This window comes from Solidesulfovibrio sp. DCME (genome assembly GCF_049995385.1).
Taxonomy (GTDB): Bacteria; Desulfobacterota; Desulfovibrionia; order Desulfovibrionales; family Desulfovibrionaceae; genus Solidesulfovibrio.
In genome coordinates, this window is sequence record NZ_CP188261.1 from 464,034 (window position 1) to 490,909 (window position 26,876).

Consider the following 26,876-nt stretch of genomic DNA (forward strand, 5'->3'; position numbering starts at 1 on the left):
GCGAGCGACATCGTGGCCGGTTGCGGGGGGAGGGCCGCCTCAGGCCGGCCGCACGGTCAAGACCGGGATCCTGGCCGTCTTGACCACCTTCTCGGCCACCGAGCCGAAGGGGATGCGCTCCACGCCGCGCCGGCCGTGGGTGCCCATGATGATCATGTCCGCCGCCACCTTGCGGGCGGTCTCCAGGATCTTTTCCGGGGCATAGCCGTATTCCACCCGGCCCTCGGCCGCGACGCCCACGAAGCGCTCGGCCATGAATTCGCCCATGACCCGGTTGGCCCCTTCGAGGATCTGTTCCACCAGGGCCTTGATGTTCTCCGTGGGCACGTACAGGCTGGCGTAGCGGTTCATGCTCGGCGAGACGTAGAGCACGAGCAGCCGGGCATCGAGGCCCCTGGCGAAGAGGGTTGCGTATTCGGCCAGGTACTGGGCCGCTTCCGAGAAATCCACGGCCAGCAGGATGGTCTTGACCTGGGGCGACATGGGAGCGTTCCTCCGTGGGTTTTCCGCCGTGATTTCAATCTATCCCCGGATGGGCCGGCAGGCAAGGGCGGGGCCGGCGCTGCCGGGGGCCAAGGCTTGAAGGAGGCGGCTTTTCGGCGTATGGCCAGGGTCGCCGACTCGGCACTGGAGGCTTCATGAGCAAACGCAGCAGCGTCGCGCTTGATACGATCATCAAACAAGCCGTCAAGGTGGGCCGCTATCCCTGGATGGCCGGCCGGCTGGCGGCTCTGGAAAAAGAGAAGATATTTTTTTCGGCCCTCAATCCCCAGGCCGAACTGGGCCATGCCCGCAGCATCCGGCAGCTGTCCATTCGCATCACCGACATGTGCAACCTGCGCTGCCACACCTGCGGCCAGTGGGGGGACCACGGGTTTTTGCACGGCAAAAACCTCAAGGACCTCAAGAAACAGGAAATTTCGCCCGAGCGCTACCTGGCCCTGCTCGAGGACCTAGCCCGCCACGGCCACCATCCCTCGGTCTACCTCTGGGGCGGCGAACCGACCATGTACGACGGCTGGCTGGAGATCGTCGAACGGGCCACCGAACTGAAGATGCCGACCTCCATCGTCACCAACGCCACCAAGCTCGTGGCCGCCGCCGACCGCCTGGCCGCCGCGCCCCTGTTCCTGCTCCAGATCTCCATCGACGGCCACAGCGCCGCGGTCCAAAACGCCGCCCGCCCCTCGGCCAGTGGCACCGGCGACAGCCACAAGGTCATCCAGGACGCCCTGGCCGCCGTCCAGGAAGCCAAGCGGGCCCACAAGACCAAGCTGCCCCTGGTCGCATCGCTGACCACCATTTCCAGCGCCAACGTGAACCACCTCGTGGACATCTACGAGGCCTACAAGGACCGGGTCGACCTGTTCGTCTACTACCTGTCCTGGTGGATCGACGAAAAAAGCGCCAAGGCCCACGACGAGGATTTCACCCGCCGCTTCGGCTTCACGCCCAAGCTCCATTGGGGCTGGGTCGGCGATTGGACCATCAAGGATTACGAGACCCTCGACAAGCAGCTCAAGGAAGTCAAACGCCGCTCCAAGGGCCTGGGCAAGCCGGCCGTCACCATCATCCCCAACGTCACCGGCCTGGACAACCTCAAGGAATACTACAGCAACCACGAGGCCACCTTCGGCTACAACCGCTGCATCTCCATCTACCAGGCCGTGGAGCTCGATTCCAACGGCGACATGTCGCCCTGCCGCGACTACCACGACTACATCGTGGGCAACGTGCGGGAGAGTACCATCACCGAGCTGTGGAACTCCGAGGCCTACCGCCGCTTCCGGGCGAGCCTGCACACCGAGGGGCTCATGCCGTCGTGCACCCGCTGTTGCGGGCTGATGGGGTATTGATGCCCGCGTCCCCGCGTCCGGGCCGCCCGGCCCGCCTGGTCATGCTGCTCCAGGACCTGGCCTTCGGCGGCACCCAGCGCCAGGCCCTGGAACTGGCGGCCCGCCTGGACCGCGACCGTTTCGCCCCGGAGTTCTGGATGCTCACGGGCCTGCGCGATTTCGCCCCCCGGGCGGCGGCGGCCGGCATTGCGCTTGCCTGGCTGGCCGAGGCGCCCACGGTCGGGCTGGCTTCCCTCGGCGCGCTGCGCGGGAAGCTCAAAGCTGACCCGCCGGACCTCCTTGTGCCGCTGACCGCCGTGCCCAACATCTGGGGCCGGGTGTTCGGCCGCCTGGCCGGCCTCAAGGCCGTCATCGGCACCTGCCGGGGCGGCGGGGCCATAAAAAGGCAGCATGAACGGTTTCTCAAGGGCCTGGCCGCCCACCACATCGTCAACAGCGAACCCCTTCGCCGGGAGCTGGTGCGCCTGGGCCGGCCCGAGGCGGCCGTCACCTGCATCGCCAACGGCGTGGACACGGCCCATTTCGCCCCGCCGCCGGACGACCTGCGCCCCGTGCGCGAGGTGGTGCTGTGCCTGGCCCGGTTTTGCCAGGACAAGGACCACGAGACCTTGATCCAGGCCTTCGCCCATACGGTGGCCAAGCGCCCCCGGGCCGAACTGTGGCTGGTGGGCGACGGGCCGCTGCGCACCCGGGTGCGCACCCTGGCCGCGCGCAGCCCGGCGCGCGGCGCCATCCGCACCTATCCGGCCGCGCCCGACCCCAGGCCCTTTTTCCAGCAGGCCTCTGTCGTGGTGCTGTCCTCGGTGCGCGAGGGCACGCCCAACGTGCTGCTCGAAGCCATGAGCATGGGTATCCCGGTTGCGGCCACGGCCGTGGGCGGCGTGCCCGACCTGGTCGTGGCCGGGGAGACGGGGTTGCTCTCTCCGGCCGGCGAGGCCATGGCCCTGGGCGAGAACCTGGCCCGGCTTTTGGCCGACGAGGCGCTGCGCCGCCGCTTCGGCCAGGCGGCCCGGGCCCGCGCGCTGGAACATTTTTCCATGGAAACGATGGTGCGCCGTCACGAAGCCGTTTTCGAAAACGTGTTGGCCCAAGCGGCCGGGCGCTGACGGGCGGCTGTCCGTTTGCCGACGGCAAACAAAGCGCCTGATCGGCCTCGGGGGCGATCGATGGTCATGGCGAGGGGGCGGACGATGATGCTTTTCGTGCAACCGGTGCTGCTGGCGTTGCTGCTCGTGGCCGTGCCGGCCCTGGGCGCCCTGGCCGGGGAGCCGGACATGTCGGGGCTGTGGCGCGGCTCGCTCTACGGTTCCGACCTGCAGGCCCGGCTGGAACAGGACGGCCACCACCTCAAGGGCGAGGTGGTGGTGGTGGCCATGACCGGTGAAACCAATATCTATCATGTCGTCGGGGCGATCTTTAACGGCCATGTCTACATGGTCCACGGCAGCGGCCACGTCTTCGAGGGCGATGCCCGCGACGGCTGCCTGCGGGGCGTGCTGACCACCAAGGGCGGCAGCAAGCTGGAGCTGGAGGCGACCAAGGTGGTGCCGGCGCCGGCACCCAACGCGCCGGTCGAGGGCGCGGCCGCGGCCGGGGGCCGTCGGCCGGGCTGATTTTTCCATTTTCCGGGAGGAGCCGTGCTCTATTTCGTTTTCGCGGTCATGGCCGTGCAACTGGCGGTCCTGACGGCGCTCTACCTGCTTGGCCGCGCCCATGTCCTGGGCGGGGCCGGACCCGAGCCCAGGCCGGAGACCTGTCCGCGCCTGGCCGTTATCGTGCCCGTCACCGGCGACCATCCCGGCATGCGCGAGGCCATCGCCTCGCTGCTCGACCAGGACTATCCGGATTTCCTGGTGGTTTTCGCCACGGCCACGGCCGATGACCCGGCCGTCGGGCTCGTTGCGAGCGTGGCCGGCGACGACCCGCGCGCGCGTATGGTCACCGCCGGCCCGGCCGAGCGCTGCGGCCAGAAAAACCACAACATCCTGGCCGGCATCCGGGCCGCGGCCACGGCCGAAATCTTCGTCTTCTGCGATTCGAGCCACCTGGCCGACCGGCATTTCGTCACCAACCTGGCCGCGCCCATCATCCGGGGCGACGCGCCCATGACCAGCGGCTTCCACCGGATCGTGCCCGGCGACGGGGCGACCGGCACCATCGGCATGGCCATCACCTGTCTGGCCCTGCACCTGCTCCAGCCCATCCGGGCCATCACCCAGCCCTGGGGCGGGGCCATGGCCATTTCCCGGGCCGCCTTCGAGCGTTTTGGGTTGCGGGAACTCTGGGGCCGAAACATCGTGGACGACTTCTCCATGGGGCCGCACCTGCACCGTTTCGGCGTGGCCGCCTGGCCCGTGGCCGCGGCCTGCCTGGACACGCCCATGGCCGGCATGTCCCTGTCGCGCTGGGACGGCTGGCTCACCCGCCAGTTGCTCTACCTGAAATTCTGCATTCCGCCGGGCTGGCTGGTGTCCATCCTGGCGGTTTTCGTGCTGTCCGCGCCGCCGGTGCTGGCCCTGGGGCTTTTTGCGGCCTGGCTGGGCGGGCTGGCCTGCCCCCTGGCGGCCCTTGGCGCCGTGGCCTATTGGGCCGCGTTCCTGGGCTTGGGCCTGGCCTACCGGGGGTTATGCCCGCGTCGGGTCGGGGTGCTCCCCTGGCTGCGCGGCTACGCGGCCACCTTTGCCATGCTGGCCTGGTGTTTCGGCCGCACCTTTACGACCAACACCATGTCCTGGCGCGGGATCGCCTACAAGGTCGGCTGGGGCGGGGTGGTCACCCGGGTGTTCCGCCAGAAGTAGCCTGACCGTAAGGACGGGCAACCGAACAAAGGCCGCTTGCCTGGCAAGCGGCCTTTTTTACGTGGCCGGAAGCGCCGGGCCGGGGAATCGGGTCGGCGGGGATACGGTTCCCCGGCGCATCGCTTCGGGCGTTTGGCGGCAAGGCCGGCGAACGCCCGGGGAAATCGGGCCTTGCCGGCGCAGGCCCTATTGCTGCTGATTGCGGTAGTCCCAGGCCGGCGCCTGATCGGGCGGGCCGTGACGGTGCTTTTTCTTGGCCGGCTTATAGGCCTTTTTTTGTTGCCCGGGCGGCATGGACTGGGGGCCGTGTCCGGAGGAAGGTTCGCAATCCCTTCCGCAGCATAGGGCCATTTTCGAAGTGCAATGGAAAGATCGGAAAAGCGCGGCCAGGGCGCCCTCAGCGCGTCCCTGCCTGGGCTTTTTGGGCCGCCAGTTCCTTTTTCCACTGGAAGCCCAGGTAGATGAAGGGCACCAGGGCCAGGGCTTCGGGGATCTCGCGGATGCCCAGCGGCGCCGTGGCGCAGTAGAGCCCCGCGCCGCAGGCGCAGGCCGCCGCGATGCGCCACATGGATTTGACGTCGATCACCCGCATGGTGGCCTGGCAGTAGCTGGTGGTGGTCACGGCCACGGCCGCCTTGGTGATGAGCATGGCCAGGCAGGTCCCGAGCAGCGGATCTGTCGGGATGAGCGTGGCGCACAGGGCCAGGTTCACGGCCAGGCCGCCGATGTAGATGAAAAGGAGCAGGCGTTGTTTGCCCTGGCTCATCATGAGGTAGGCGGCCAGGTTGTGGACGAAACCGCAGATGATGGTGCCCACCAGCCACTTCTGCATCCACATGGCGTCCTTGTAGGCACCGCCGTAGATGAGCCCGATGAGGCGGTCGGACTCGATAAAAAGCACGAACATGATGGGGATGGAGGCCCCGATGAGCCAGCGCACGGAATTGTTGGCCAGCCGCTGGAACTCGCGGCGGTCGCTTTTCCACAGCCGCACGAACAGCGGATAGAGGATGCTGCGCAAAAGCAGGTTGGAGACCAGGATGGAAATGCCGTCCACCAGCTCCCAGGTGACGCTGTACTGGGCCACCTTGGTCGGGCCGCCCTGGCTTTGCAGGAAGTAGAGGTTGGCCTTGTTGTAGAGGATGGCGGCCAGGGCCATGAGCACGAAGGTGGTGCCGTGTTTGGCCGTGGCCCAGGTGCGGGCCAGGGATTTGCGCTTGAGGGTCAGCCCGGCGAAATCGGTCTTCTTGAGCGCCATCCAGACGCCGCCGGCCAGGTTGGAGACGTTCTCGATGACCTTAAAGAGAGCGATCCAGTGGGGCGCGGCCCCCATTGCCAGCAGGGAGATGGCGTAGCCGTAGCCGAGGATGCCGGAAACCACACGGATGCGGCCTTCCAGGTCCTGCCTCCCCTCCACCCGGATGGCCACGAAAAAGGAGCTGGCGATGGCTTCCAGGCCCACGCCGGCCGAGATGACCATGACCAGGTTTTTGAGCCCCGGCGTGTAGCCCTGCCAGTAGATGAAGACCACCACGCCCAGCCAGCCGCTGACCAGCAGCACGCTTTTTAAGAGCGTATACTGGGCCAGGATGTCGCCCTTGTGGCTGTATTTCTTGCTCAGCGAGGCGACAAGGGGCTGGTTGAGGCCGAATTCGCCCAGAAACAGGATGATGGAGGCCAGGCCGAAGGCGACCATGAATTCGCCGTAGTCGCTGGTGGACAGCCGGGCCAGGTAGATGAGGAAGAAGGTGTGCAGGGCGTCGTGAATCCACTGGGCGCCGGCCAGGTGGGCGAATTTGGAAACGATACCGTAGGACGGGCGGGCGGCTTTGCCGGGCGGAGGGGATACGTCTTTGGGCATGGGGGATTCCCCCTCCCGGCCGCCTGGGCGGCCGGGAGGGAAGGATCGGTCCGGCTATTTGGCCTTGGCTTTCTTCTTGGCGGCCTTGCCGGCTTTTTTGGCCGGCGCGGCCTTGGCTTTGGCGGGCTCGGCCTTGGCGGCCTTGGTCGGCTTGGCCGTCAGGATGGGGGACGGTTCGGCGGCCGGGGCCGGCTGTGCGGCCGGCTTGGGCGCCTCGGCCTTGGCCGGTTCCGGGGTCGGTTCGGGTTCGGCCGCGACGGCCTTGGCCGGTTGCGCAACCGGTTCGGGCTTTGGCGCCTCGGCCGTCGGTTCGGGGGTGACGACCGCCGGCGGGAGGTCGACCTTCACGGCCGGCTGATGCATTTCCTTGGCTACCGGCGCGGTTTCCTGGCGCGGGGCCGGCACGGCTCCGGCCGCCGGGGCCTGCTCGGGGGCCGGAGCCGGCTCGGGCTGCGGTTCCGGTTGCGGGGCCGGCGTCGGCTCGGGCTCGGGCTGCGGCTCTGGTTGCGGGGCCGGAACCGGTTCAGGCTCAGGCTGCGGTTCGGGTTCGGGCTGGGCGACCGGTTCCGGCTGGGGCGCGACAACGGGTTCGGGCGTCGGCTCCGGCTGCGGCTCGGGAACGGGCTGCGGTTCCGGCGTCGGCTCGGGCTGTGGCGCGGGCGCCGGTTCGGGCTCCTTGACGGGCTCGGGGGCAGGTTCCGGCTGCGGCGCGGCCTGGGGCGCCGGGGCGGCCTTGCCGCCGCAGCAGCCGCCGCGCGGGGCGCACTGGATGAAGGCGCCGAACTTCTCCAACTCGTCCACCCGGCAGCTCCAGACCATCTTGCCGTCGTGCAGGATGGCGTCGGGACAGCCGTCGCACATGTTCTGGCGGCCGTCGTCGAAGAGGTCGCAGGGCTGGATGACCATGATGGACTGGATGTTGACGGGCTTGAACCACAGTTTGGGCCTGGTAAGCAGCTTGCCGAAGATCTTGCGCAGGCTGCCGTTGAATGGCGCCACCAGGGCCAGCTTTTGCAGCCACTGCATCCAGCACGGCCGCGAGTAGGCCAGGTAGGTGCCGAAGAAGAGGTGATGGAAAATCTGCGTCCATTCGGCGAATTTCGGGTCGAGGTAGCCGAGGATCTCGTCTTTCGTGCCGGCCCGAAGCGTCAGTAGCCACTTCATGGACAGGGGGTCCTCGGTGCCGTTTAAATAGGCGCAGGGCTCGTGGTCGGGGTAGGCCAGGCGGATGGCGTCGGCGATCTCCTGGGAGACCAGGTCCTGGTGGTCTTCCTGATGGTCGAGCTGGTAGACGAGGTCGCCGACGTCCACGGGCTTGCCGTGGACGAAGACGTCGAAATTGTTCTTCTTCCTGGCCGAGCGGAACAGGATGTAGACCATGGTCTGGATGATATCGATATGCTCGTGGGCAAAGCGCGTGAGCATGGGGATATCGGCCAGGGTGTCGCGGTAGATGGTGGCGTTAAAGGAGCAGGCGATCTGGCCCTGGCCGTGCTCGTGGATCATCTCGGCGAGCTTGAGGCGCAGTTCGCACAGGTCCTTTTCCGTGGCGCCCTTCCAGCCGGGGCGCTTCTGGTGGGAGTCCACGTGCATGGTGAAGCCGACCACGCCGGCGGCGTACAGCTCGCGCACGAGTTCGGGGGTCAGCGCCTGGCCGTTGGAATTGATGACCGGCTTCCAGCCCTTGGAGGCGACGTAGCGCACCAGCGGCACGATGTCGGGGTAGATCAGCGGCTCGCCGCCGGCGATGGAGATGTTGTCCGTGCGGCGCAGCTTCTTGACCGTCTCCAGTTCCCGGATAACGTCACTGAGCGGCCGGTGCCCGTCGGGATCGTTTTCCCGGTAGCAGCCCTCGCAATAGAGGTTGCACTTGGTGGTGGGCTCAAGCCAGGTGATGGCGTTGTCGGCCAGGTTCCAGGGCAAACGATAATACGTTCCCGGGGTCAACGGTCGTTTTCTCATGGCGCTCCGGTCCGTTTTGCGGGGGTTTTGGCCGCTTGGCTCGCGACTCGGCGTTGCGTTATCGCAAATAGGCGGCAGTGGCAACCGCGCGAGCCGCCGCAGGCCTCGGGCGGCTAAAATCCCCGGTCCAGGGCGCCGACCACGGCGCCGGGCGCGCCGCCGGCCGTTTTGGGCATGAGGTGGCCCAGAAGCGGCACGCGCCGGGCGGCCTCGCGAAAGGCCGTGGAGCGGCGCAGGTTGACCACGAGCAGGGTGAGGATCATGACCGGGAAGGGCGCGATCTGAAACAGCGCCCCGGAAAGCCCGGGCAGGGCGTCCTGGAGGGCGATGCCGGCCACCTGGATGGCGGCGAAGAACAGCGCGCCCAAGGCCACGCGCACCGGTTTCCAGCCGCCGAAGATGACGATGGCCAGGGCGATCCAGCCGGCGCCCTCGCAGCCCTGCGGATGGCCCCAGCCGGGCTTGACCGACAGCGAATACACCCCCCCGGCCAGGCCGGCCAGGGCGCCGCCGGCCAGGCAGCACAGGAACTGGACCTTTTTGACGTTCACGCCCCGGCTGGCCGCCGCCTTGGGCGATTCGCCCACGGCCCGCAGCACCAGCCCCGGCCGGGTGCGCATGAGCAGCCACCACACGGCCGCCACGGCCACGAGGCTTAAAAGCACCACCGGGCTCTGGCCGAAAACCGCCGGGCCGACAAACGGGATGTCGGACATGACCGGCAGGGACAGGCTGCCGAGGTCCGGCCCGGGCTGGCGGGCCACGCCGTGGCCCATGAAATAGGCCAGCTCCCGGCAAAAAAGCGTGAGCACGAAGCCCACGGCCAGCTCCGAGGCCCCGAGCAGCAGGCCGAACACGGCCAGAACCAGCGCCACCAGCGCCCCGGCCCCGGCACCGGCCACAAGGCCGATCCAGGGGTTGCCGCAGGCCCGGGCCACGGCAAAGGCGGCCATGGCGGCAAAAAGGACCGTGCCGTCCATGGACAGGTTGATGACCCCGGCCCGCTCGGACACGGTCTCGCCCAGCGCCGCCAGGATCAGCGGCGCGGCGGCAAAGAGCACCGCGGCAAAAAGGGCGGCGGCGTAGTCGTAGGTCATTTTGCCCCTCCGCCGTGTCTGGGCCAGGCGCGCCGGGCGGCGAAAAGCGTCAGCACGAGCACGCCCTGGATGACGCCGGCCAGGGAGGAATCGAGCGTCAGCGACAGGGGCAGCTGGATGGAGCCGACCGTCAGCACGGCGAAAAAGAGGCAAGCCAGGGGCAGGGCGGGCAGGCTCCCGGAGGCCAGCAACACGGCCAGGATGGCGGTGTAGCCGTAGTTGCCGGAAATCGACGGAATGAGCCGGTGGTAGAGGCCGGCCACGAGGACGGCCCCGGAAAGTCCCGCCAGGGCGCCGCAGAGGCCCATGGCCGCCAGGATGCGGGCTTTGGGCCGAAGCCCCAGGCGGGTGGCGGCCAGGGGGTTTTGGCGCACGGCGGACAGGGTCAGGCCGAAAAAGGTGCGCGTAAGCAGCCAGGCCACGGCGGCGAAGGCGATGGCGGCCAGGATCGGCCCGACGGTGCTCATGGGCCGACCGCCAAGCGCCGGCAGCCATACGGCGGCGGGCAGGGTCTCGGTGCCGCTCATGGAGGCCATGCCCGGCCGTTTCCAGGGGCCGAGGATGAGCCACAGCGAGGCGCCCATGGCCACGAAATTGAGCCCCAGGCCGGAAAAGATCTCGTGGACCCGGCCATGGGTGCGCAGCACGCCGGAAACAAGGGCCCAGGCCAGGCCGCCCAGGGCGCCGAACCCGAGGCCCAGGGCCAGGTCCAGGGCGGCCGGCAGCCCGCCGCCGGGGTCGGCGGCGCGCAGGTAGCCCTGGCAGCAGATGGCCCCCAGCGTGATCTGGCCCTCCACGCCGATGTTCCAGAGGTTGGCGGCGAAGGTGACGCACAGGGCCGCGCCGCACAACAGCAGCGGCGTGAAGGCGGCCAGGGTGCGCAGCAGGGCCGCCTGGGAGCCCAGGCCGCCGTCCAGCATGACCGCGAGCGTGGAAAGCGGCGGCGCGCCGGCGGCGACGAGGATGAGCAGCGTGACGCCCAGGGCGGCCAGGGCGGCGAAGCCGGCCCGGGGAAGCAGGCCAAGGCGGGCGGTCATGCGGCGTGCTCCCCGGCCATGGCCCGGCCGGTCATGAGGTCGCCCACCTTGGCCGGGTCGAGGCTGGCGGCGGGCAGGTCGGCGGCCATGTCGCGGTTGTAGAAGACCAGCACCCGGCCGGCATGGGCGAGCAGTTCGTCGAGGTCCTCGGAGAAAAAGACCACGGCCGCGCCGGCCGCGGCCCGCTCCCGGAAATGGTCCCAGATATGGGCGATGGAGGCGGCGTCCAGGCCCCGGGTGGGGTTGTCGGCCAAAAGGAGTTTGGTGTCGTCGGGGATCAGCGACAACAGCAGGCGCTGCTGGTTGCCGCCGGACAGGGAATCGGCCCGGGCGTCCGGGGTGTTGGTGAGGCGAAAGCGGCCCACGCAGCGCTCGGCGAAAATCGTCCGCGCCTCCTTGCGCCGGTCGGGAAAGGCCAGGCGCACGTGGTCGAGCAGGGTCAGCCCGGCAAAAAGCCCTTCCTCCATGCGGGCGGCCGGCAGGTAGTGGACGCCGGCGGCGAGGAAACCGGTGGCCGGCTTGCCGGCCAGGGCCTTGCCGGAAACTTCCAGGGAACCGGCCACGCACGGGGCGATGCCGGCCAGGCCGCGCAGCAGCGCCTCCTGGCCGCCGCCGGAGATGCCGGCCAGGCCCACGATCTCGCCGGGCAGGACCTCCAGGCTCACGTCGGTCAGCACGGCCTTGTCGTCGGCGATGACCAGGCCCTCGGCGCGCAGCACGGGCGCGGCCGCGGCCACGGGCCGGGGCGGCGGGGGCGGGGCGGCCTCGGCCAGGGCGGCGACCTCGGCCCCGAACATGGCCGACAGGATGGCCTGGCCGTCCAGGGGCGCGGCAAAGGCGCCGGCAAGCCTGCCGTGGCGCAGGATGAAGACCTCGTCGCACAGTTCCTTGGCTTCGTTGAGCTTGTGGGTGACCAGGGCGACCAGGCGCTGGCCGTCGGAAACGAAGGCCCGCAGCACGGCAAACAGCGTTTCCTTCTGGGCCGGGGAGATGCCCGAGGTCGGCTCGTCGAGGATCAAAAGGCGCACGTCGCGGTCGAACAGCCGGGCCAGTTCCAGGTGCTGGCGCTCGGCCACGGTCAGGTCGGCCACGGCGGCTTCCGGGCGCAGGCAAAAGCCCATGCGGTCGCAGACCGCCCCGAGCCGGCTGCGGGCCTCGGCCCGCCCGAGCACCGGGCCGCCGCCCAGGGCGAAGTTCTCCCAGACCCGAAGGGGCGGGAAATCCAGCGGGTCCTGGGGCAGCATGCCGATGCCAAGGCCCGCCGCTTCGTCCGGGGTCAGCCGCGACCGGGCAACGCCGCCCACGACGATTGCGCCCCCGTCCGGGGCATGCTGGCCGCACAGCACGCGCATGAGCGTGGACTTGCCGGCGCCGTTTTCCCCGAGCAGCCCGTGGATGCGCCCGCCCCGCAGGGTCAGGCTCACGTCGTCGTTGGCCGTAAGCGACCCGAAGCGCTTGACGATATGGGAAAGGACGACATCCACGGGGCGACTCCGAATCTTGCGTTATTTCGAGGCGCTGGCGCCTTCCATGCCCTTGAGCAACTGCGGGCAGAACCACAGTTCCTTGTCCGTGGCCGTGCGGCCGGCCGGCACGAAGACCGTGCCGTCCTGGTAGGCCAGGGGGCCGGCGAAGAGGTTCACCTTGCCCGAGCCCAGGTCGGCCACGAACTGGTCCAGGGCCTTCTTGTTCTCGGCGGCCAGGGCCTGGCCGGGCATGAAGCCGACCGGGCTCTTGTCCGGGTCGTTTAGGGCGGCGAAATCCGGGGCGAGCCACTCGAAGGCGGGCTTGTAGCTGCCCGCGGCCACGGCCTTGGCGATGCCGAGCAGCGGCGGGCCCCAGTTGAAGTAGGGCACGCCCAGGCAGGCCTCGGGCGCGCCGCCGCAGGCGTCCTTGAAGTCGTAGGGCAGGGCGTAGACGTCGGCCCCGGCCTTGCGGCGGGTGGAGGCCACGGTCAGGGCCTCGGGAGTGTCGATGCCGGAAATGACCACGTCGTAGCCCTGGTCGAAAAACGACCCGGCCACCTGGTTGGGGTCGGAGGTCACGCCCGGGATGTTGAACCAGAAGCCGATCCAGGTGACCTTGAACGACAAGGCCTCGGGTTTCTGGCCGCGGACCGTCTCCCAGGCGTAGCGCGCGCCGAGGTAGGCGGCGTCGGCCAGCCGGCGGGTCTCGTCGTTGATCAGCGGCCCCAGAAAGCCGATCTTGCCGGTCTTGGTGGTCATGGCCGCGGCAAAGCCGGCCATCATCTTGGCGTATTCCATCTTGGAGAAGACGTTGCCCAGGTTTTTGGGAGCCTTGCCCGTGAGCACGTCGTCGCCGGAAATGTGGACGAAGGTCAGTTCCGGATGCTGCTCGGCGGCTTCGCGGATGCCGTCCTTCATGTCGTCGGAGCCGGCGAAAATAAGCGTCGCCCCCTTGGCCACCAGGTCGTCCACCACCTGCGGGATGGTCACGCCGGGCCGGTCGGCCGGGTTGACCTTGTCGAGGTAGAGCATCTTGGCGCCGGGCAGGTGGGCCTCGATGTATTTGCCGCCCTCGTACTGGGCCTGGCTGTAGCCTTTGTCGTTGTAGGGCCCCACCAACAGCAAGCCGAAGGTCAGGGGCGTCTCGGCGGCCAGGGCCGAGGCGGCGAAGGCCAGGCACAAAGCCAGGATCGCCGGGAGGAAGCGGGCAGGGCGCATGCGGTTCTCCTTTGGGCGTTTCGGTGCGGGCAGTGTAAAAAAAGCGGGCGCGTTGCGCCAGGGGCATCGGGCCATTTCAGGACCGTCCCGGCAGCAGGCCGTGGCGCAAGAAATCCTCGACCAGGGAAAAGACGGTTTCGTTGCCGCAAAAATGGCCGCCGGCGATGCGGTCGCGCCGGGCGGGCAGTCCTTTTTCGAAATCGGGGAGCAGTGCGGGCGTCAGCCGATCCATGGAGGCCATGCGGCCATAGCCCAGGCGCTCCAGGTACAGGGCGTTGAGCTGCTGTTCAAAGGCCCCGGCCACGGGGAAGGACAGGACCGGCTTGCCGTAGAAAAGGGCCTCGCTCATGAGGTTGTGGCTGCCGCCGCAGATGACGTAGGCGCAGGAGGCCAGGTCGTCGAGGAAGCCGTCCTCGGAATAGTCGCGGTAGGTCAGGTTGCCGTCGACCTTGTCCATCTTGTAGCCGTAGACGCGAAACTCCCGGTCCAGCCGGCGCAGGTAGGGGGCGAAGGCGTCGCGGATGCCGCAGCTTTGGTAGACCAGGATATGGCTGCCGTCGGTGGGGCGGCGCTCCAGGACGCTTTGGCGCAGGATGGCCGGGGCCAGGCGGGCCCTTGCCCCGGGTTTGGGGGGCGGCTGGTAGAAGGAGATGGCCAGGTAGTCGGTCGCGGCGGAAAAAAGGAAGCGGATGGAGGCCCGGATGCCCCAGTAGTCGGGCAAAAGCCGCCAGGGCACGTCGTGGTCGCAGCAGGAGACGACGTGCTGGTGGTCGATGGACAGGCAGGGGATGCCGGCTTTTTTCGCGGCGATGGGCACGAAGTATTCGTAGTCGGAAATGGCCCGGTCGGGCTTGAAGGCGGCGATGAGCGCGGCCAGGCGGGCCAGCTCCGCGCCGCGCCGGGCCAGGGTGCGGCCGGCCAGGCGCAGGGTGGCCGGGGTGTCGAGCTTCTGGTTTTTGTAGCGCGTGCCGGGGTTTTCGAAACGCTCCACCGGGAACTCGCGGGAAAGCAGCCCCGCCCCCTCCTCGCTGGAAACGAACAGGAATTCGTGGCCCTGCGCCCGCAGGTGGCGGGCCAGGATGAGGGCGCGGATGGCGTGGCCGTGCTGGGTGCCGTGCACGCCGTAGAGAATGCGGGCCATGGTTGGGGCTGTCCTCCGGCAAGGGCCGCGCCCGAGTCCGGGCGGCGGTTGCAGGGACGTGTATGTGGCCGGGCGCCCGGCGTCAATGGCACGGGCGGACGGTTGGCCCTGGCGGGGAAGTTCGTCTGGACGGCCGGGCCGGCTTGTGGTGATACCCGGGAGTGACCGGGTTTCGGACGGTGCCGGCGCCCTGGGTGGGCGGGCCAGGAAGGGGAGGTGCGACATGACGGGGAAAAAACGCTTGGGCCTTACGGGGGCGGCGGTGGTGTTGCTGCTGTGCGGCCTGGCCGCGACCGCCTGGGCCCAGGGCGCGCGCCGGGGGGCGCCCTTCGACACCCGGGCCGAGCGCATCGGCCCGTTGCGCCTGGGGCTTGGCCAGGCGGCGGCCAGGCGGGCGGTTTCCTGCCGGCCACGGCCCGGGCGGGAATTTTTCGAGGCCGCGACCGGCGATTTCGTGCAGGACCTGGATTTCCCCGGTTGCGGGCTGCGGCTCAAAATGGCCGGGCCGCGCAAGGGCGGGCCGAAAACGGTGGCCGCCGTCACGGTGACGGCCCCGTGCGCCCTGACCACCGGCCGGGGCGTGGGCATCGGCGCGACGGAAGCGGCGGTGCGGGCCGCCTACGGCCGATTCCAGGACGAAGAGGGGCTGTCCAGGGCCGGCGAGGCGTTCGTTGCCGGCTCCGTCTACGACGGCCTGATGTTCCGCTTCAAGGGGGGCCGGGTGTCGCGCCTTTTTCTGGGCGCGGCCGCCGAATAGGCCACGTGCGGCACCGCCGGGGAGGAACCATGGGGCGTGTCGTGTTGTTGTGGCTTGGCCTGGCCGTCTGGCCGGCGCCGGCCTTGGCCGTGAACGTGGCCCATCTGGACCAGGCGGCGTGGCCGGGGGCGGCCGTGACCTACGCCGCGCTCGCCCGGGCGGTCTTCGCGGGCATCGATGGGCCGGGCCAGGCCGAGACCTGGGTCACGACCCGGGAACAGGTCCTGCGCCAGCCCGGGACCAGGCAGCGCACAACCCTTCCGGCCGGGTCGCGGCTGACCGGGGTCGAGGCCTTTGCCGTGCGCGGCCAAGGCAAGGCCTTTGGCGTCACCTTGTGGTCGTTTACAGGGGAGGCGGACACGCCCGGGGGCGGGATGGCCGTGCTGGCCCTGTTTCCCGAGGGCGCGGCGGCACCCTGCGACGTGGTCGCCGTGCAAACCGATGCCTTTTGCGACGCCCTCCAGGGCAAGACGTTGCCCCTGGGGCCGGGAGAGGCTTTTTTCATCCGCAACCACCACAGCAATTCCAACCAGAGCTACCTCTCCACCGGGCTCTATCACGTGGTGTCCGGGCGGCTGCGGCGTATCGCCGAGGTCTTCACCCTGGCGGTGCGGGCCGACTGCCGCCAGTGCTTCACCGAAACCCTGGATTGGCGCACGGCGCCGCGCCCGGGCACGGCGTACCCGGATGTGACGGCCAGGGTGCGGCTTGCGCCGTGCAGCGGTTGCGGGGGGCGAAAGGCGGCCGTGCGGGCGCGCACCTTTGCCGCGACCTCCCGCTTCGACGCGGCGACCGGCCGTTACGTCGCTTCGGGAAGCGGTTTGGCGGCGCTCGACGCCTTCAACGAGGGCAATCTGTAAGCCCGGGCCGGGGTGGCCACAGGCGGCCTAGAACAGCCAGATGTGCTCCAGCTCCTCGCCGTGGCGGCCCTCGCTGCGGCGTTCGCGCAGGACCGTGGCCGGCCGGCCGGCCACGACCATGTTTTCCGGCACGTCGTGGGTAACCAGCGCCCCGGCGGCCACGATGGCCTGCCGGCCCACGGTCACGCCTGGCAGCAGGACCGCGCCGGAATAGACCTTGGCATAGTCGCCGACCACCACCGGGGCGTAGGTGCGCTCGATGTGCGAGGCCTCGCCGTGGCTGTGGGTAAACACCCGCACGTCCTCGGCCAGGGCCACGCCGTCGCCGAGGCTGACGCCGCCCTTGGTGTCGAGGAAGACGTTGCGGTTGATGAACACCCCGGCGCCCACCCGCAGCAGCGGCCCGAAATTGAAACGCAGGTTCTCCTCGGCGGTGAAGGCGCTGCCGCAGGCCCCGAACAGCCGGTGGGCAATGAGCCGGCGCAGGGGAATGGCGAAGGGGACGATGAGCGAAAGCGGCAGCTTGTCGAAGGCATCCCACAGGAAGTGCAAATGGCGCTGGGTGGGGGTCAGCGGGCAGTCCTCGGCCCGGGGCAGGGTCTCGGCGTACAGCCGCAGGTGGCACAGGAAATCCAGGGACAGGCGCGGGGCGTCGAGAATGGCCAGGACGTCCTGCAGGACTTCCGCCTCGCCAATGTTGTCCAGGCGTTCGGCGATCTGTTCCAGGCGGGCCTTGAAGCAGGTCGTCATGGTCTCTCCCGGGCTTGGGCCGAGGGGCGGCCGTGCATGGCGCGCCGTGTCCGAAGGACGCGAACTTCCGGGCGGGCCGATTGCGGCCATGATGCCAAGGCTGCGCGCTTGCGGTCAAGGGGCTCCACCGACACGCCCGCCCGATTGCCCTGCGGCCAAGGCCGCGCTTGTGCGGTCAAGGGGCTCGCCCCACGAGCAGCCCCGGCGGTGCATCGGCGCGGCGTCGGGGCACCGTCAGGGCTTCTGGCCGGCCTGGCGCAGCAACTGTCCGTACAGGCGCACGGCATCGGTGTAGTCGGGCCGGGCTGCGACCACCGGGCCCAGGACGGCCAAGGCCTCGCCGGACTGGCCGGACCGGGCCAGCAGGAAGGCCAGGGCATAGGCGTAGCGCGGGTTGCCGGGGCGCAGACCACTGGCTTTGCGGGCGAAACGCAAGGCGTCCTCGGGGTTGGTCGCGGCCAGCAGGATGCCGAGGTTGTAGGCGGCCTCGGCCAGGCTGGGATCGGCCCGAAAGGCCGCGCGCAGGTGTTTTTCCGCACCGGCCGGATCGTGGCGCTCGGCCAGCAGCAGGCCCAGGTTGAAATGAGCCGCCGCACCGTCCGGGGCCAGGCGCAAAGCGTCATTGAGGGCCTGTTCGGCCGCCTCGGGCCTCTCCAGGCGGCCCAGGGCGATGGACAGGTTGATCAGCGGGGGGATGGCGGTGGGGTCGAGAAGCCGGGCCTTTTCGTAATACCCCACGGCCTGGTCCGCATGGCCCTGGCCAAGGGCATGGTTGCCCAGGTTGTACTGCGAGGTCCACAGGTCCGGCCGGGTATCCAGCGAAGCCACGAACTCCGCCGTGGCCCGGTCCACGGCCTCCCGGGCGGCCGGGTCGAGGCTGTCGCGGGGCACATTGGACAAGGCCGCCGCCGCCCGCACGCGTACGAGCCGGTACTCGTCGCCGCAAAGCCGCACCAGGGCCGCCTGGCCCTCGGGCGTGGGGCCGTCGGTGAGCGCCTCGGCCGCCGCCGCCCGCACCAGGGGCGAGGGGGCGGTGGTGGCGGCCACCGCCGCCGGCCACTTGCGCCCGTCCAGGCAGGGCCGCAGCAGGCGCAGGAGCGAGGCGGCGTAGACGGCGTCGTTTTTGCCGTCCGCGACGAAATCGAGCATGGCCGGAAGGTTCGACCAGTCGCCGCGCCGGGCGGCCGCGACCAGTTCGGCCTTGGCCAGGGCCGGGGCCTGGTAGTCGTTTGCGTGCCAGGCCCGGACCTGCCCGTCGGCCCAGGCCGCGTCCTTGTCGGCGTGGCAGAGGTTGCAGGCGTTGGGCGAGCCGTGGGCCATGGTCGCCCCCGGGGTGGGCGGCAGCATGGAGTGGTCGCTGCGGCGCATGCGGGCGAATTCGGTGGCGGGCATGTGGCAGGACACGCAGCGGTTGCCGGGGCTGCCGGCGGGGTGGTGGGTGTGGCTTGGGGCGTTGTCCACCCGGTCGGCGTGGCAGGGCTTGCAGGCGTCGTTGGCCTTGGCCGGGTCGGCGAATTTGTAGCGGCCGCTGGAGGTGTGGCAGTGCATGCAGTCGAGCTTGCCCGACTGGGCGCAGGGGCTGCGGGCCCAGGAGGTCATGGTGTAGTTTTCGCCGAGGTCGCGCCCGTCGGGATAGAAGTCCGGGTTTTCGTAGCCGATGAGGTCGAAGTGATCGAAGTAGCGGTCGCCGGGGCCGAAGGAAGTCGTCAGGGCCACGGTTTTGGCGTGGCAGATGCCGCACAGGTCGTTTTGCTGGGCATGGGTGAAGGAACTGCCGCCCCGGATGAGCTTCATGTCCTTGGGCGGGTTGTCCTTGGGCGCGGCCAGGCAGACGCGGATGTGTTCCTGGCCCGGGCCGTGGCAGGTTTCGCAGTTGATGCCGGGCTCGGTCCAGGTGGTCGCGTAGGTGTCGGTTTGGGGATCGTAATTGGTGGAAAGCTGGCTGACGTGGCAGCCATAGCAGCCGGTATTGAAGGTGTAGGGCCATTCCTTCCAATGGAGGGTCTGGCTTGGGCCGCTGGGGAAATGGCGCATGGCGCTGCCGGCCATGTCGTACCACTCCTTGCGGCGCACGTCGTAGGCCAGCGGCATGGTCTGCAACCGGCCTTTTTCCAGGGGGGTCAGGAAATAGAAGACGTTTTTGCCGCCCAGGACCTGGGCGATGGGATAGGTTTTGGTTTGCCCGTCGATGCGTTCTTCCATGAAGCCCTCGCCGGCGCCCAGGCGCATGCGGTAGGCGGCCTGGCCGATGACGATGTCCGCGTCCTGGGGGCCAAGCAGCGTTGCGGCCACGGTGTCGTCGTAGGGCCGCATGGCCAGTCCGTGGAAGGAGGTGGACCAGAGCTTGTAGAATTTTTCGTGGCAGTCGCGGCAACTGGCCGAGCCGGTGAAGGCTTGTGCGGAAACCGGGGGGGCGGTGGCCTTTGGGGTGGCGGTTGCGGCAACATTCGTGGCGGTTGCGGCGATGCCAAGGCAAAGGGCCAAAGCGAAACGACACGACAAATACGGCATGGCAAACATCCCGTGAGCGGTTACGTTGTGTTGCTCCGCTGTCGGGAAGGCGCAGCGGTCTTTGCGCATGCCTACCATGTTCACGGTCCGACTTGGAACAGGCCCTGGCCTGGTTTTTTGCATCGCGGGAGCGACGGCGGCTGTCACGCTGCCGCGCCGCCCACGGCCGCACCGCCCTCGGCCAGATGAACGGGGCTTGACCGGCTCGCCACACCGCCCCGGCCGGGTGAACGGGGCTTGACCGGCTCGCCACGGCCAGCGCCTGATGCGCCAGAGCCGCAACCGGCGCAAAAAAAGGGCGGCCCCGCGCGGGGCCGCCCTGAACGTTTGGAGCGAAGGGGCGTCGCCTAGCCGGCCACGGCCGCCTTGACCTTGGCGAAGGCCTCGTCGATGCCGGCCGGGTTGGTGCCGCCGGCCTGGGCCATGTCCGGCCGGCCGCCGCCGGAACCGCCCACCGCCGCCGCCGCGTCCTTGATCAGCGTCGGGGCGGTGAAACGACCGAGCAGGTCCTTGCTGACGGCCACAATGAGGCTCACCTTGCCGCCGTCCTGCTCGGCGGCGATGGCCACCACCCCCGAGGGCAGCTTGCTGCGCAGGTCGTCCATGGCCTCGCGCAGGGCCTTCACGTTGGGCGCGTCCACCCGGGCGCACAGGACCTGCACGCCGCCGATCTCCTCCAGCCCGGCCATGAGGTCGCGGCCCTGGCCCGAGGCCAGCTTGGCGGCCAGCTGTTCCTTCTCCTTGCCCAGGGCCTTGATCTCGTCCTGGAGCTTTTTCACGCGCGAAACCAGTTCCCCGGGCCGGGCCTTGACGGCGTGCAGGGCCTCGTCGCGTTCGCCGCGCATGGCCCGCATCTGGGCCAGGGCATTGAACCCCGTGGCCGCCTCGATGCGGCGCGTGCCGGCGGCCACGCCCGATTCGGACAGAATCAGGAAGCTGCCGGCCTGGCCCGTGGCCCGCAAGTGCGTGCCGCCGCAAAATTCCATGGACACGCCCGGCACCGCGACCACCCGCACCGTATCACCGTATTTCTCGCCGAAAAGCGCCGTGGCACCCTTGGCCCGGGCGGCCTCGATGGCCAGGACCTCGGTCGTGACCGGGGCGTCGAGCAAAATGGCCGCGTTGACCGCGTCCTCGACCCTGGCCAGTTCCTCGGCGGTCATGGCCGCGCCGTGGGTGAAGTCGAAGCGCAGCCGGTCGGGGGTGACCAGCGAGCCGGCCTGGTTGACGTGGTTGCCGAGCACTTCCTTGAGGGCCTTGTGGAGCAGGTGGGTGGCGGTGTGGTTGCGGGCGGTGGCCTGGCGCACGGCCGCGTCCACGGCCAGGTCGGCTTCCTGGTCGAGGAGGATCTCGCCCTTTTCCACCGTGATATGGTGGGCGGTCAGTTCCGGGCCGGCCTTGATGGTGCCGGTGACGGCCGCGTCGCCGGTCAGGGTCGAAATGGTGCCCACGTCGCCGGCCTGGCCGCCGGATTCGCCGTAAAAGGGGGTGACGGCGCAGACCAGATAGCCGGTCTGGCCGGTGGTCAGGCGCTCCACGGCCTGGCCGTCGGCGGAAATGAGCGCATTGACGCGGCTTTGGGCAGTCAGGTTCTCGTAGCCGACAAAGCGCGACTGCATGCCCGATTCAAGCAGTTCCAAAAACAGCACGGCCGGGTCGGTCTCGCCGCTGCCCTTCCAGGCTTTTTTCGCCCGGGCCTTCTGTTCGGCCATGCAGGCGCGGTAGCCGTCCTCGTCGGCGGCCATGCCGCGCTTGCCAGCCACGTCGTTGACGATGTCGAGCGGAAAGCCATAGGTGTCGTAGAGCTTGAAGGCAAAGGCGCCGGTGATGACCGCCTCGCCGGCGGCCGCCATACGGTCGAGCTCCTCGGCCAGGATGGCCAGGCCCTTGTCGAGCGTCACGCCGAAGCGCTCCTCTTCCTCGCGCACCACCCGCTCCATGAATTCGCGGCTGGCCACGAGTTCCGGATAGGCCTCGCCCATGACGTCCACCACCGTGCCGGCGGTCTTGTAGAGGAACGGATCGGACAGGCCGATGAGTTTCCCGAACCGCAAGGCCCGGCGGATCAGCCGGCGCAGCACGTAGCCCCGGCCCTCGTTGGAGGGCATGACGCCGTCGGCCAGGAGAAAGGCCACCGAGCGGCTGTGGTCGCCGATGACGCGAAGCGCCGTGTCGCTTTCCTCGTCCGCGCCGTAGGTCACGCCGGCGATTTCGGCGGCCGTGGCGATGATGGTCTGGAACAGGTCGATGTCGAAATTGGAGTGCACGCCCTGGACCACGGCGGCGATGCGCTCCAGGCCCATGCCCGTGTCGATGCTGGGGCGCGGCAGGCCCACCCGGTTGCCCGGCTCGATCTGGTCGTACTGCATGAAGACCAGGTTCCAGATTTCCAGGAACCGGTCGCAGTCGCAGGTGCCGATGCCGCAGTCGGGGCCGCAGGCGATGGCCTCGCCCCGGTCGTACATGATCTCCGAGCAGGGGCCGCAGGGGCCGGTGTCGCCCATGGACCAGAAGTTGTCCTTCTCGCCCAGGCGGAAGATGCGGTCGTCGGTCAGGCCGGCGATCTTTTTCCACAACTCGTGGGCCTCGTCGTCGTCGAGGTAGACCGTGGCGTAGAGCCGGGATTTGTCCAGGCCGATGACCTCGGTGAGGAAGGTCCAGGCGAAGCGGATGGCGTCTTCCTTGAAGTAGTCGCCGAACGAGAAGTTGCCGAGCATCTCGAAGAAGGTGTGGTGTCGGGCGGTGCGGCCGACGTTTTCCAGGTCGTTGTGCTTGCCGCCCACGCGCAGGCACTTTTGCGAGGTGGTGGCCCGCTTGTAGCCGGGCTTGTCCTGGCCCAGGAAGACCTTCTTGAACTGGACCATGCCGGCGTTGGTGAAAAGCAGTGTCGGGTCCTCGCGCGGCACCAGCGGCGAGGAGGACACCATCTGGTGCCCGTTGGCGACGAAGTAGTCCAGGAACTTGGCGCGAATCTCATTGGCCGTCATCATCTCGTATGCCTCCGCATGGGGATGGAAGACCAAAGGACGCATCCCCCGCATCTTCCTCGATGTAACAAGAGAAGAACCAGGAGGGGCGTTGCCCCTCCTGGACCACCCCATCGGGGGGGATGATCCCCCCCGAACCCCCTCGATGGGGTTAGGGGTATAAATTCGGTTCCCGCCCACTGCTGTTTGGCCGAAAGGGCGTGGCCGCCGCAACGCGGCCACGCCCTTTCGGCCCCACCAGTGGGGAGGTCCAGGAGGGGATCATCCCCTCCTGGCCGCCGGAGGCATCTTCCCTCCGGACTTTCCTACATCCCGTCTTCTTCCTCGATGGCCTCGGGGGAAGCGGGCGGCACGTAGTCGTGAAATCCCAGGTGCTCGCGAAGCTTGGTTTCGATCAGGTCGCGGATGTCGGTATGTTCCTGGAGGAAGGCCCGGACGTTGTCGCGGCCCTGGCCCAGGCGTTCCGAGCCAAACGAGAACCAGGCCCCGGACTTGTCCACGATGCCGGCCTCCACGCCCATGTCGATGAGCTCGCCTTCGCGCGAGACGCCCGTGCCGTAGAGGATGTCGAAAAGGGCCTCGCGAAACGGGGGCGCGACCTTGTTTTTGACCACCTTCACGCGGCAGCGGCTGCCGTAGGTCTCTTCCTTGTCCTTGAGCGTCTGGATCTTGCGGATGTCCAGGCGCACGCTGGCGTAGAATTTGAGCGCGTTGCCGCCGGTGGTGGTTTCCGGGCTGCCGTAGCCGGTCATGCCGATCTTCATGCGGATCTGGTTGATGAAGATGACGGACGTATTGGATTTGTGAATGGTGCCGGTCAGCTTGCGCATGGCGTGGGACATGAGCCGGGCCTGGCCGCCGACCTGCGTCTCGCCCATCTCGCCTTCGAGTTCGGCCTGGGGGATGAGCGCGGCCACGGAGTCGATGACCACCACGTCCACGGCCCCCGAGCGCACGAGCAGATCGGCGATGTCCAGGGCCTGCTCGCCGAAATCGGGCTGGGAAATCAGCAGTTCCGGGGTGTTGACGCCAAGACGCCTGGCGTAGTTGATGTCCAGGGCGTGTTCGGCGTCAATAAACGCCACCGTGCCGCCGAGCTTTTGCGATTCGGCGATGATGTGCAGGGCCAGCGTAGTTTTGCCCGAGGATTCCGGGCCGTAGATTTCGGTGATGCGTCCCTTGGGGATGCCGCCGATGCCGAGCGCCAGGTCCAGGCCGATGGACCCGGTGGGGATGGCCGGAATTTTTACATGGGCCGAGTCTTCCAGGCGCATGACCGCGCCCTGGCCGTGTTTGCGCTCGATGGTGGTCAGCGCCGTGGCCAGGGCCTCGTTGCGGAATTCCTCGGGTGACTGGGCGGGTTTGCGGGCCATTGGCCATGCTCCTGCGAAAAGGTGTATGGGCGCGAGGGCGGAGCTATAGCAAAATCCTTGCCGCTCGGCAACTTCGGCGGCGGCGCGCAAACCCCTTGCCAGCCGTCCGGCGAACCCTTAGCTACCCCCCATGCCATCCTACCACGCCCTGGCCCTTTTTTCCGGTGGCCTCGACAGCATCCTGGCCGCCAAGACCGTCATGGAGCAGGGGCTGTCCGTCTTGTGCCTGCATTTCACCAGCCCCTTTTTCGGCAAGCCCGGCAAGATCGCCCATTGGCGCGAGATCTATGGCCTCGACATCATCCCGGTCGACGTGGCCGACGCCTACGTGGCCATGATGGCGCAAGGGCCGACCCATGGCCTCGGCAAGATCCTCAACCCCTGCGTGGACTGCAAGATCCTCATGCTGCGCCGGGCCAAGGTGCTTCTGGCCGAATACGGCGCCTCGTTCATCATCTCCGGCGAGGTCGTGGGCCAGCGGCCCATGTCCCAGCGCCTGGACGCGCTCAACATCATCATCCGCGACTCCGGCACCAAGGGCATCCTGCTGCGGCCGCTGTGCGCCAAGCGGTTGCCGGAAACCGACGCCGAGCTCTCGGGGCTGGTCGACCGGGAGCGGCTGCACGCCATCAGCGGACGCGGCCGCAAGGACCAGATGGCCCTGGCCGCCCGCTACGCCCTGGCCGAAATCCCCACCCCGGCCGGCGGCTGCCTGCTGACCGAAGAGCCTTCGGCCAAGCGGTTTTTCCCGCTGTTTGCGCACAAAGCCGCGCCCGTGCCGGCCGACTTCGAGCTGGCCAACATCGGCCGCCAGTACTGGGCCGGCGAGCGCTGGCTGGCCATCGGCCGCAACCAGTCCGACAACACCCGGCTGGAGCGGGCCGTGGCCCCGGGCGACCTCGTCTTCAAGGTCCGCTACCTGCCCGGGCCGCTGGGTGTGGCCCGGCCGCTGCCGGGGAGCGCCTGGGACGCCGCCACGGTGGCCGATGCCGCCGCCTTCGTCGCCTCCTTCAACCCCAAGGCCATGGCCACGGCCGGCGATGTCCAGGTGGACGTGGCCGGTTTTCCCGCCTCGCCGGTGCGCGTCACGCCAAGCCGCGCCACCCCCCTGGGCTGGGCCGAACCGAGCTGGGAAGCGGCCAAGGAAGGCAAGCGCCAACGCTTCACCCTTCACGGCGTGGGAGGGCGCTAGCCCGCGAACAGCACCACGCCCCGAAAGGGGCGCCGGATGGCCGCGACACGGCGATGGCGCAAAACCGGGACAAGGGCAAAATGGCCCATGGCTCGGTGGTACCGGATGACCGCACCGCGGAAGTGGCGGAAAGGGCTAGTCGTCGTCGCCGGCAGCGCCGAAGGCCGGCCGGTCCTGATTGCGGTCGATGGTGATGGAGAAGGCCACGGAATAGAAGTGGTGGAAGAAGTCGACGTACTCGACGTAGACGTCGTTTGGCACGGACAGCATGGCCGGCGAGTAGTTGATGATGCCCTTGACGCCGGCCTCGATGAGGAAGTTGGCGGCGCGCTGGGCCCGGTTGACGGGCGTGGTGATCAGCCCGATCTCGATGCCGAGTTCCTTGACGGCGTCTTTGAGGCGCCTTGTGCACACGACCTCGAGGCCCGAGACCTCCTCGCCGATCTTGAAGGGGTCGCAGTCGAAGGCGCCGACGATGTCGAAGCCGCGGAACTTGAAGTCCTGATGGCGCAGCAGCGCCTTGCCCAGGTTGCCCACGCCGACCAGGGCGCACTTCCAGACCCGGTCCACACCCAGCGAATGCTTGATGGAGTAGATGAGGTCCTGGACGTGGTAGCCCACGCCGCGCACGCCGAATTCGCCGAAGTAAGCGAGGTCCTTGCGGATCTGGGAGGGGTTGACGCTGCAGGCTCGGGCCAGGAGCTCCGAGGAGACGACCTGGGAGCCCTCGCGCTTGAGGGTTTCGAGGACTTGCACGTACATGGCCAGGCGCTTGATGGTGGCCTTGGGGATGTGTTCGCTCTTCAAGGCGGCATCCTTTGGTACGTGCTCTTGGCGTTTAAACGAAAGGAGGCCGGAAGCCCGGCCTCCTTTCCGGATTGTCGTGGTTAGCCGGTGATCATCTTCGCGAACGGGTGGGCGAAGAGCAGGATCAGGCAGACGACCAGGGCATAAATGGCCAGGGATTCGATGAAGGCCAGACCAAGGATCAGGGTAACGGTGATCTTACCGCCGGCCTCGGGATTGCGGGCGGTGCCTTCGCAGGCGGCCTTGAGGCCCAGACCCTGACCAAGACCGCAGCCGGCGGCGGCCAGGCCCATGCCGATGGCGGTGGCCCAGGAGATGGTGCCGATGGCGCCCATGGCGCCGGCGGTGTCGGCGGCGAAAGCGACGGAGGCCAGGGCCAGCAGGGCGGCGGTCGAGAAGATGGTCATGAAAGCCTTACGCATGTCGATCCTCCTGAGAACAGGTGTTTAAAGTTACGGTCCTAAGGACCATTTCCCCCGGATTCTAGTGGGCGTGTTCCAGCGAGCCCTTGAGGTAGATCATGGCCAGCATGAAGAACACGAAGGCCTGGATGCAGTCGGCCAGCGAGAACAGGAAGTACATCGGGAAGGTGCCGACGACCGGAGCCAGGGCAAAAAGCAGCACCAGGACGATTTCCTCGCCGCGCACGTTGCCGAAAAGACGCAGGGTGAGCGACAGCGGCCGGGCCAGGTGCGAGATGATTTCGATGGGCAGCATCAGGGGCACCAGCCACCAGAACGGGCCCATGAAGTGCTTGATGTAGCCGGCACCCCACATGCGGATGCCCCAGAAGTTGTAGTACACGAACACGGTCAGCGCCATGGCGGCGTTGGTGTTGACGTTGTTGGTCGGCGAATCGAGGCCCGGGACCAGGCCGATCAGGTTGCCGGTGATGATGAACAGGAACAGGGCGCACAGAAACGGGAAGACCTTGCGGCCCTTCTCGCCGATGTTCTCGACGACGAAGGATTCCAGGCCGCCGACCACGACCTCGAAGAAATTCTGGAAGCCGCCGGGCACCATCTCGAGCTTGCGGGTGGCCAGCATGCCCACGACGATGAGCAGGATCATGGCGAACCAGGCGTAGATGACGTTGGAATCGATGACTTGGGCGTGGAAGACGTCGTTGAGCTTGTACAGCCCGACAGCCTTCGCAGCCTCGTCGACGAGCAGAATCGGATGCGGCAACCCACCAGCCATGTC

21 protein-coding genes and 1 pseudogene are annotated in these 26,876 nt (G+C 68.4%); 7 read left to right on the top strand and 15 right to left on the bottom strand.

What is annotated here, in order from left to right:
- Window positions 1–39: 39 nt before the first annotated feature.
- Window positions 40–483, bottom strand: coding sequence for a universal stress protein (locus ACP59X_RS02005; RefSeq protein WP_428564320.1), 444 nt, complete (start codon window positions 481–483; stop codon window positions 40–42).
- A gap of 155 nt (window positions 484–638) precedes the next feature.
- Between ACP59X_RS02005 and ACP59X_RS02010 the strand changes: the two genes are divergently transcribed.
- The 4 genes from ACP59X_RS02010 (at window position 639) to ACP59X_RS02025 (ending at window position 4,654) form a co-directional block, all read left to right on the top strand.
- The gene (locus ACP59X_RS02010) at window positions 639–1,856 is read left to right on the top strand and encodes a radical SAM protein (RefSeq protein ID WP_428564323.1); all 1,218 of its coding nucleotides are present in this window, start codon (window positions 639–641) and stop codon (window positions 1,854–1,856) included.
- Window positions 1,856–2,962 (top strand): glycosyltransferase, encoded by a 1,107-nt coding sequence (locus ACP59X_RS02015; protein WP_428564326.1) that lies wholly within the window; start codon window positions 1,856–1,858, stop codon window positions 2,960–2,962. Before ACP59X_RS02010 ends, ACP59X_RS02015 begins: the two co-directional genes overlap by 1 nt.
- A gap of 84 nt (window positions 2,963–3,046) precedes the next feature.
- On the top strand, window positions 3,047–3,469 hold the full coding sequence (locus tag ACP59X_RS02020; protein ID WP_428564329.1) for a hypothetical protein: 423 nt from the start codon (window positions 3,047–3,049) through the stop codon (window positions 3,467–3,469).
- Between the two features lie 24 nt (window positions 3,470–3,493).
- Window positions 3,494–4,654: a glycosyltransferase gene (locus ACP59X_RS02025; protein ID WP_428564332.1), complete on the top strand. Its 1,161-nt coding sequence runs from the start codon at window positions 3,494–3,496 to the stop codon at window positions 4,652–4,654.
- 397 nt (window positions 4,655–5,051) lie between these two features.
- Here ACP59X_RS02025 and ACP59X_RS02030 read toward each other — a convergent pair whose 3' ends face one another.
- The 7 genes from ACP59X_RS02030 to ACP59X_RS02060 form a co-directional block, all read right to left on the bottom strand.
- On the bottom strand, window positions 5,052–6,515 hold the full coding sequence (locus ACP59X_RS02030; protein ID WP_428564335.1) for an oligosaccharide flippase family protein: 1,464 nt from the start codon (window positions 6,513–6,515) through the stop codon (window positions 5,052–5,054).
- 54 nt (window positions 6,516–6,569) lie between these two features.
- Window positions 6,570–8,477, bottom strand: coding sequence for a radical SAM protein (locus ACP59X_RS02035; protein WP_428564338.1), 1,908 nt, complete (start codon window positions 8,475–8,477; stop codon window positions 6,570–6,572).
- Between the two features lie 113 nt (window positions 8,478–8,590).
- Entirely contained in the window at window positions 8,591–9,574 is a 984-nt protein-coding gene (locus ACP59X_RS02040) for an ABC transporter permease (protein ID WP_428564341.1), read from the bottom strand.
- Window positions 9,571–10,611 (bottom strand): ABC transporter permease, encoded by a 1,041-nt coding sequence (locus ACP59X_RS02045; RefSeq protein WP_428564344.1) that lies wholly within the window; start codon window positions 10,609–10,611, stop codon window positions 9,571–9,573. Before ACP59X_RS02045 ends, ACP59X_RS02040 begins: the two co-directional genes overlap by 4 nt.
- Window positions 10,608–12,095: an ATP-binding cassette domain-containing protein gene (locus ACP59X_RS02050; RefSeq protein WP_428564347.1), complete on the bottom strand. Its 1,488-nt coding sequence runs from the start codon at window positions 12,093–12,095 to the stop codon at window positions 10,608–10,610. Before ACP59X_RS02050 ends, ACP59X_RS02045 begins: the two co-directional genes overlap by 4 nt.
- A 21-nt stretch (window positions 12,096–12,116) precedes the next feature.
- Complete coding sequence (locus ACP59X_RS02055; RefSeq protein WP_428564350.1) at window positions 12,117–13,295, bottom strand: BMP family lipoprotein; 1,179 nt, start codon at window positions 13,293–13,295, stop codon at window positions 12,117–12,119.
- 76 nt (window positions 13,296–13,371) lie between these two features.
- Window positions 13,372–14,436, bottom strand: coding sequence for a glycosyltransferase family protein (locus tag ACP59X_RS02060; protein WP_428564353.1), 1,065 nt, complete (start codon window positions 14,434–14,436; stop codon window positions 13,372–13,374).
- Between the two features lie 223 nt (window positions 14,437–14,659).
- Between ACP59X_RS02060 and ACP59X_RS02065 the strand changes: the two genes are divergently transcribed.
- Complete coding sequence (locus ACP59X_RS02065) at window positions 14,660–15,193, top strand: hypothetical protein (protein WP_428564356.1); 534 nt, start codon at window positions 14,660–14,662, stop codon at window positions 15,191–15,193.
- A 29-nt stretch (window positions 15,194–15,222) separates the two neighbouring features.
- On the top strand, window positions 15,223–16,053 hold the full coding sequence (locus ACP59X_RS02070) for a hypothetical protein (protein ID WP_428564359.1): 831 nt from the start codon (window positions 15,223–15,225) through the stop codon (window positions 16,051–16,053).
- A 27-nt stretch (window positions 16,054–16,080) separates the two neighbouring features.
- Here the strand turns inward: ACP59X_RS02070 and ACP59X_RS02075 are convergent, their stop codons facing one another.
- The 4 genes from ACP59X_RS02075 to recA form a co-directional block, all read right to left on the bottom strand.
- A complete protein-coding gene (locus ACP59X_RS02075; protein WP_428564362.1) occupies window positions 16,081–16,803 on the bottom strand; it encodes an acyltransferase in 723 nt (240 codons plus the stop codon).
- Window positions 16,804–17,037: 234 nt separating this feature from the next.
- Window positions 17,038–19,314, bottom strand: coding sequence for a tetratricopeptide repeat protein (locus ACP59X_RS02080; RefSeq protein WP_428564365.1), 2,277 nt, complete (start codon window positions 19,312–19,314; stop codon window positions 17,038–17,040).
- 347 nt (window positions 19,315–19,661) lie between these two features.
- The gene (alaS, locus tag ACP59X_RS02085; protein WP_428564368.1) at window positions 19,662–22,304 is read right to left on the bottom strand and encodes an alanine--tRNA ligase; all 2,643 of its coding nucleotides are present in this window, start codon (window positions 22,302–22,304) and stop codon (window positions 19,662–19,664) included.
- A gap of 302 nt (window positions 22,305–22,606) precedes the next feature.
- Window positions 22,607–23,674 carry a recombinase RecA gene (gene recA, locus ACP59X_RS02090; RefSeq protein ID WP_428564371.1) on the bottom strand — a complete coding sequence of 356 codons (1,068 nt, stop codon included), beginning with the start codon at window positions 23,672–23,674 and terminating at the stop codon, window positions 22,607–22,609.
- 130 nt (window positions 23,675–23,804) lie between these two features.
- Between recA and ACP59X_RS02095 the strand changes: the two genes are divergently transcribed.
- The gene (locus ACP59X_RS02095; protein ID WP_428564374.1) at window positions 23,805–24,866 is read left to right on the top strand and encodes an adenine nucleotide alpha hydrolase family protein; all 1,062 of its coding nucleotides are present in this window, start codon (window positions 23,805–23,807) and stop codon (window positions 24,864–24,866) included.
- Window positions 24,867–25,001: 135 nt separating this feature from the next.
- Here ACP59X_RS02095 and ACP59X_RS02100 read toward each other — a convergent pair.
- From ACP59X_RS02100 to atpB, 3 genes and pseudogenes are all read right to left on the bottom strand, one after another.
- Window positions 25,002–25,676 (bottom strand): annotated as a pseudogene (locus ACP59X_RS02100) (redox-sensing transcriptional repressor Rex); the annotation flags it as partial.
- 77 nt (window positions 25,677–25,753) lie between these two features.
- Window positions 25,754–26,095: an ATP synthase F0 subunit C gene (atpE, locus tag ACP59X_RS02105; protein ID WP_428564377.1), complete on the bottom strand. Its 342-nt coding sequence runs from the start codon at window positions 26,093–26,095 to the stop codon at window positions 25,754–25,756.
- A gap of 61 nt (window positions 26,096–26,156) precedes the next feature.
- On the bottom strand, window positions 26,157–26,873 hold the full coding sequence (gene atpB, locus ACP59X_RS02110) for a F0F1 ATP synthase subunit A (RefSeq protein WP_323427116.1): 717 nt from the start codon (window positions 26,871–26,873) through the stop codon (window positions 26,157–26,159).
- Between the last annotated feature and the right edge of the window lie 3 nt (window positions 26,874–26,876).

Bases quoted from the DNA above. Each gene is read 5' to 3' on its own strand.
- ACP59X_RS02005 (WP_428564320.1), bottom strand. From the start codon at position 483: ATGTCGCCCCAGGTCAAGACCATCCTGCTGGCCGTGGATTTCTCGGAA.
- ACP59X_RS02010 (WP_428564323.1), top strand. From the start codon at position 639: ATGAGCAAACGCAGCAGCGTCGCGCTTGATACGATCATCAAACAAGCC.
- ACP59X_RS02015 (WP_428564326.1), top strand. From the start codon at position 1,856: ATGCCCGCGTCCCCGCGTCCGGGCCGCCCGGCCCGCCTGGTCATGCTG.
- ACP59X_RS02020 (WP_428564329.1), top strand. From the start codon at position 3,047: ATGATGCTTTTCGTGCAACCGGTGCTGCTGGCGTTGCTGCTCGTGGCC.
- ACP59X_RS02030 (WP_428564335.1), bottom strand. From the start codon at position 6,515: ATGCCCAAAGACGTATCCCCTCCGCCCGGCAAAGCCGCCCGCCCGTCC.
- ACP59X_RS02035 (WP_428564338.1), bottom strand. From the start codon at position 8,477: ATGAGAAAACGACCGTTGACCCCGGGAACGTATTATCGTTTGCCCTGG.
- ACP59X_RS02040 (WP_428564341.1), bottom strand. From the start codon at position 9,574: ATGACCTACGACTACGCCGCCGCCCTTTTTGCCGCGGTGCTCTTTGCC.
- ACP59X_RS02045 (WP_428564344.1), bottom strand. From the start codon at position 10,611: ATGACCGCCCGCCTTGGCCTGCTTCCCCGGGCCGGCTTCGCCGCCCTG.
- ACP59X_RS02055 (WP_428564350.1), bottom strand. From the start codon at position 13,295: ATGCGCCCTGCCCGCTTCCTCCCGGCGATCCTGGCTTTGTGCCTGGCC.
- ACP59X_RS02060 (WP_428564353.1), bottom strand. From the start codon at position 14,436: ATGGCCCGCATTCTCTACGGCGTGCACGGCACCCAGCACGGCCACGCC.
- ACP59X_RS02065 (WP_428564356.1), top strand. From the start codon at position 14,660: ATGACGGGGAAAAAACGCTTGGGCCTTACGGGGGCGGCGGTGGTGTTG.
- ACP59X_RS02070 (WP_428564359.1), top strand. From the start codon at position 15,223: ATGGGGCGTGTCGTGTTGTTGTGGCTTGGCCTGGCCGTCTGGCCGGCG.
- ACP59X_RS02075 (WP_428564362.1), bottom strand. From the start codon at position 16,803: ATGACGACCTGCTTCAAGGCCCGCCTGGAACAGATCGCCGAACGCCTG.
- ACP59X_RS02080 (WP_428564365.1), bottom strand. From the start codon at position 19,314: ATGCCGTATTTGTCGTGTCGTTTCGCTTTGGCCCTTTGCCTTGGCATC.
- alaS (WP_428564368.1), bottom strand. From the start codon at position 22,304: ATGATGACGGCCAATGAGATTCGCGCCAAGTTCCTGGACTACTTCGTC.
- recA (WP_428564371.1), bottom strand. From the start codon at position 23,674: ATGGCCCGCAAACCCGCCCAGTCACCCGAGGAATTCCGCAACGAGGCC.
- ACP59X_RS02095 (WP_428564374.1), top strand. From the start codon at position 23,805: ATGCCATCCTACCACGCCCTGGCCCTTTTTTCCGGTGGCCTCGACAGC.
- atpE (WP_428564377.1), bottom strand. From the start codon at position 26,095: ATGCGTAAGGCTTTCATGACCATCTTCTCGACCGCCGCCCTGCTGGCC.
- atpB (WP_323427116.1), bottom strand. From the start codon at position 26,873: ATGGCTGGTGGGTTGCCGCATCCGATTCTGCTCGTCGACGAGGCTGCG.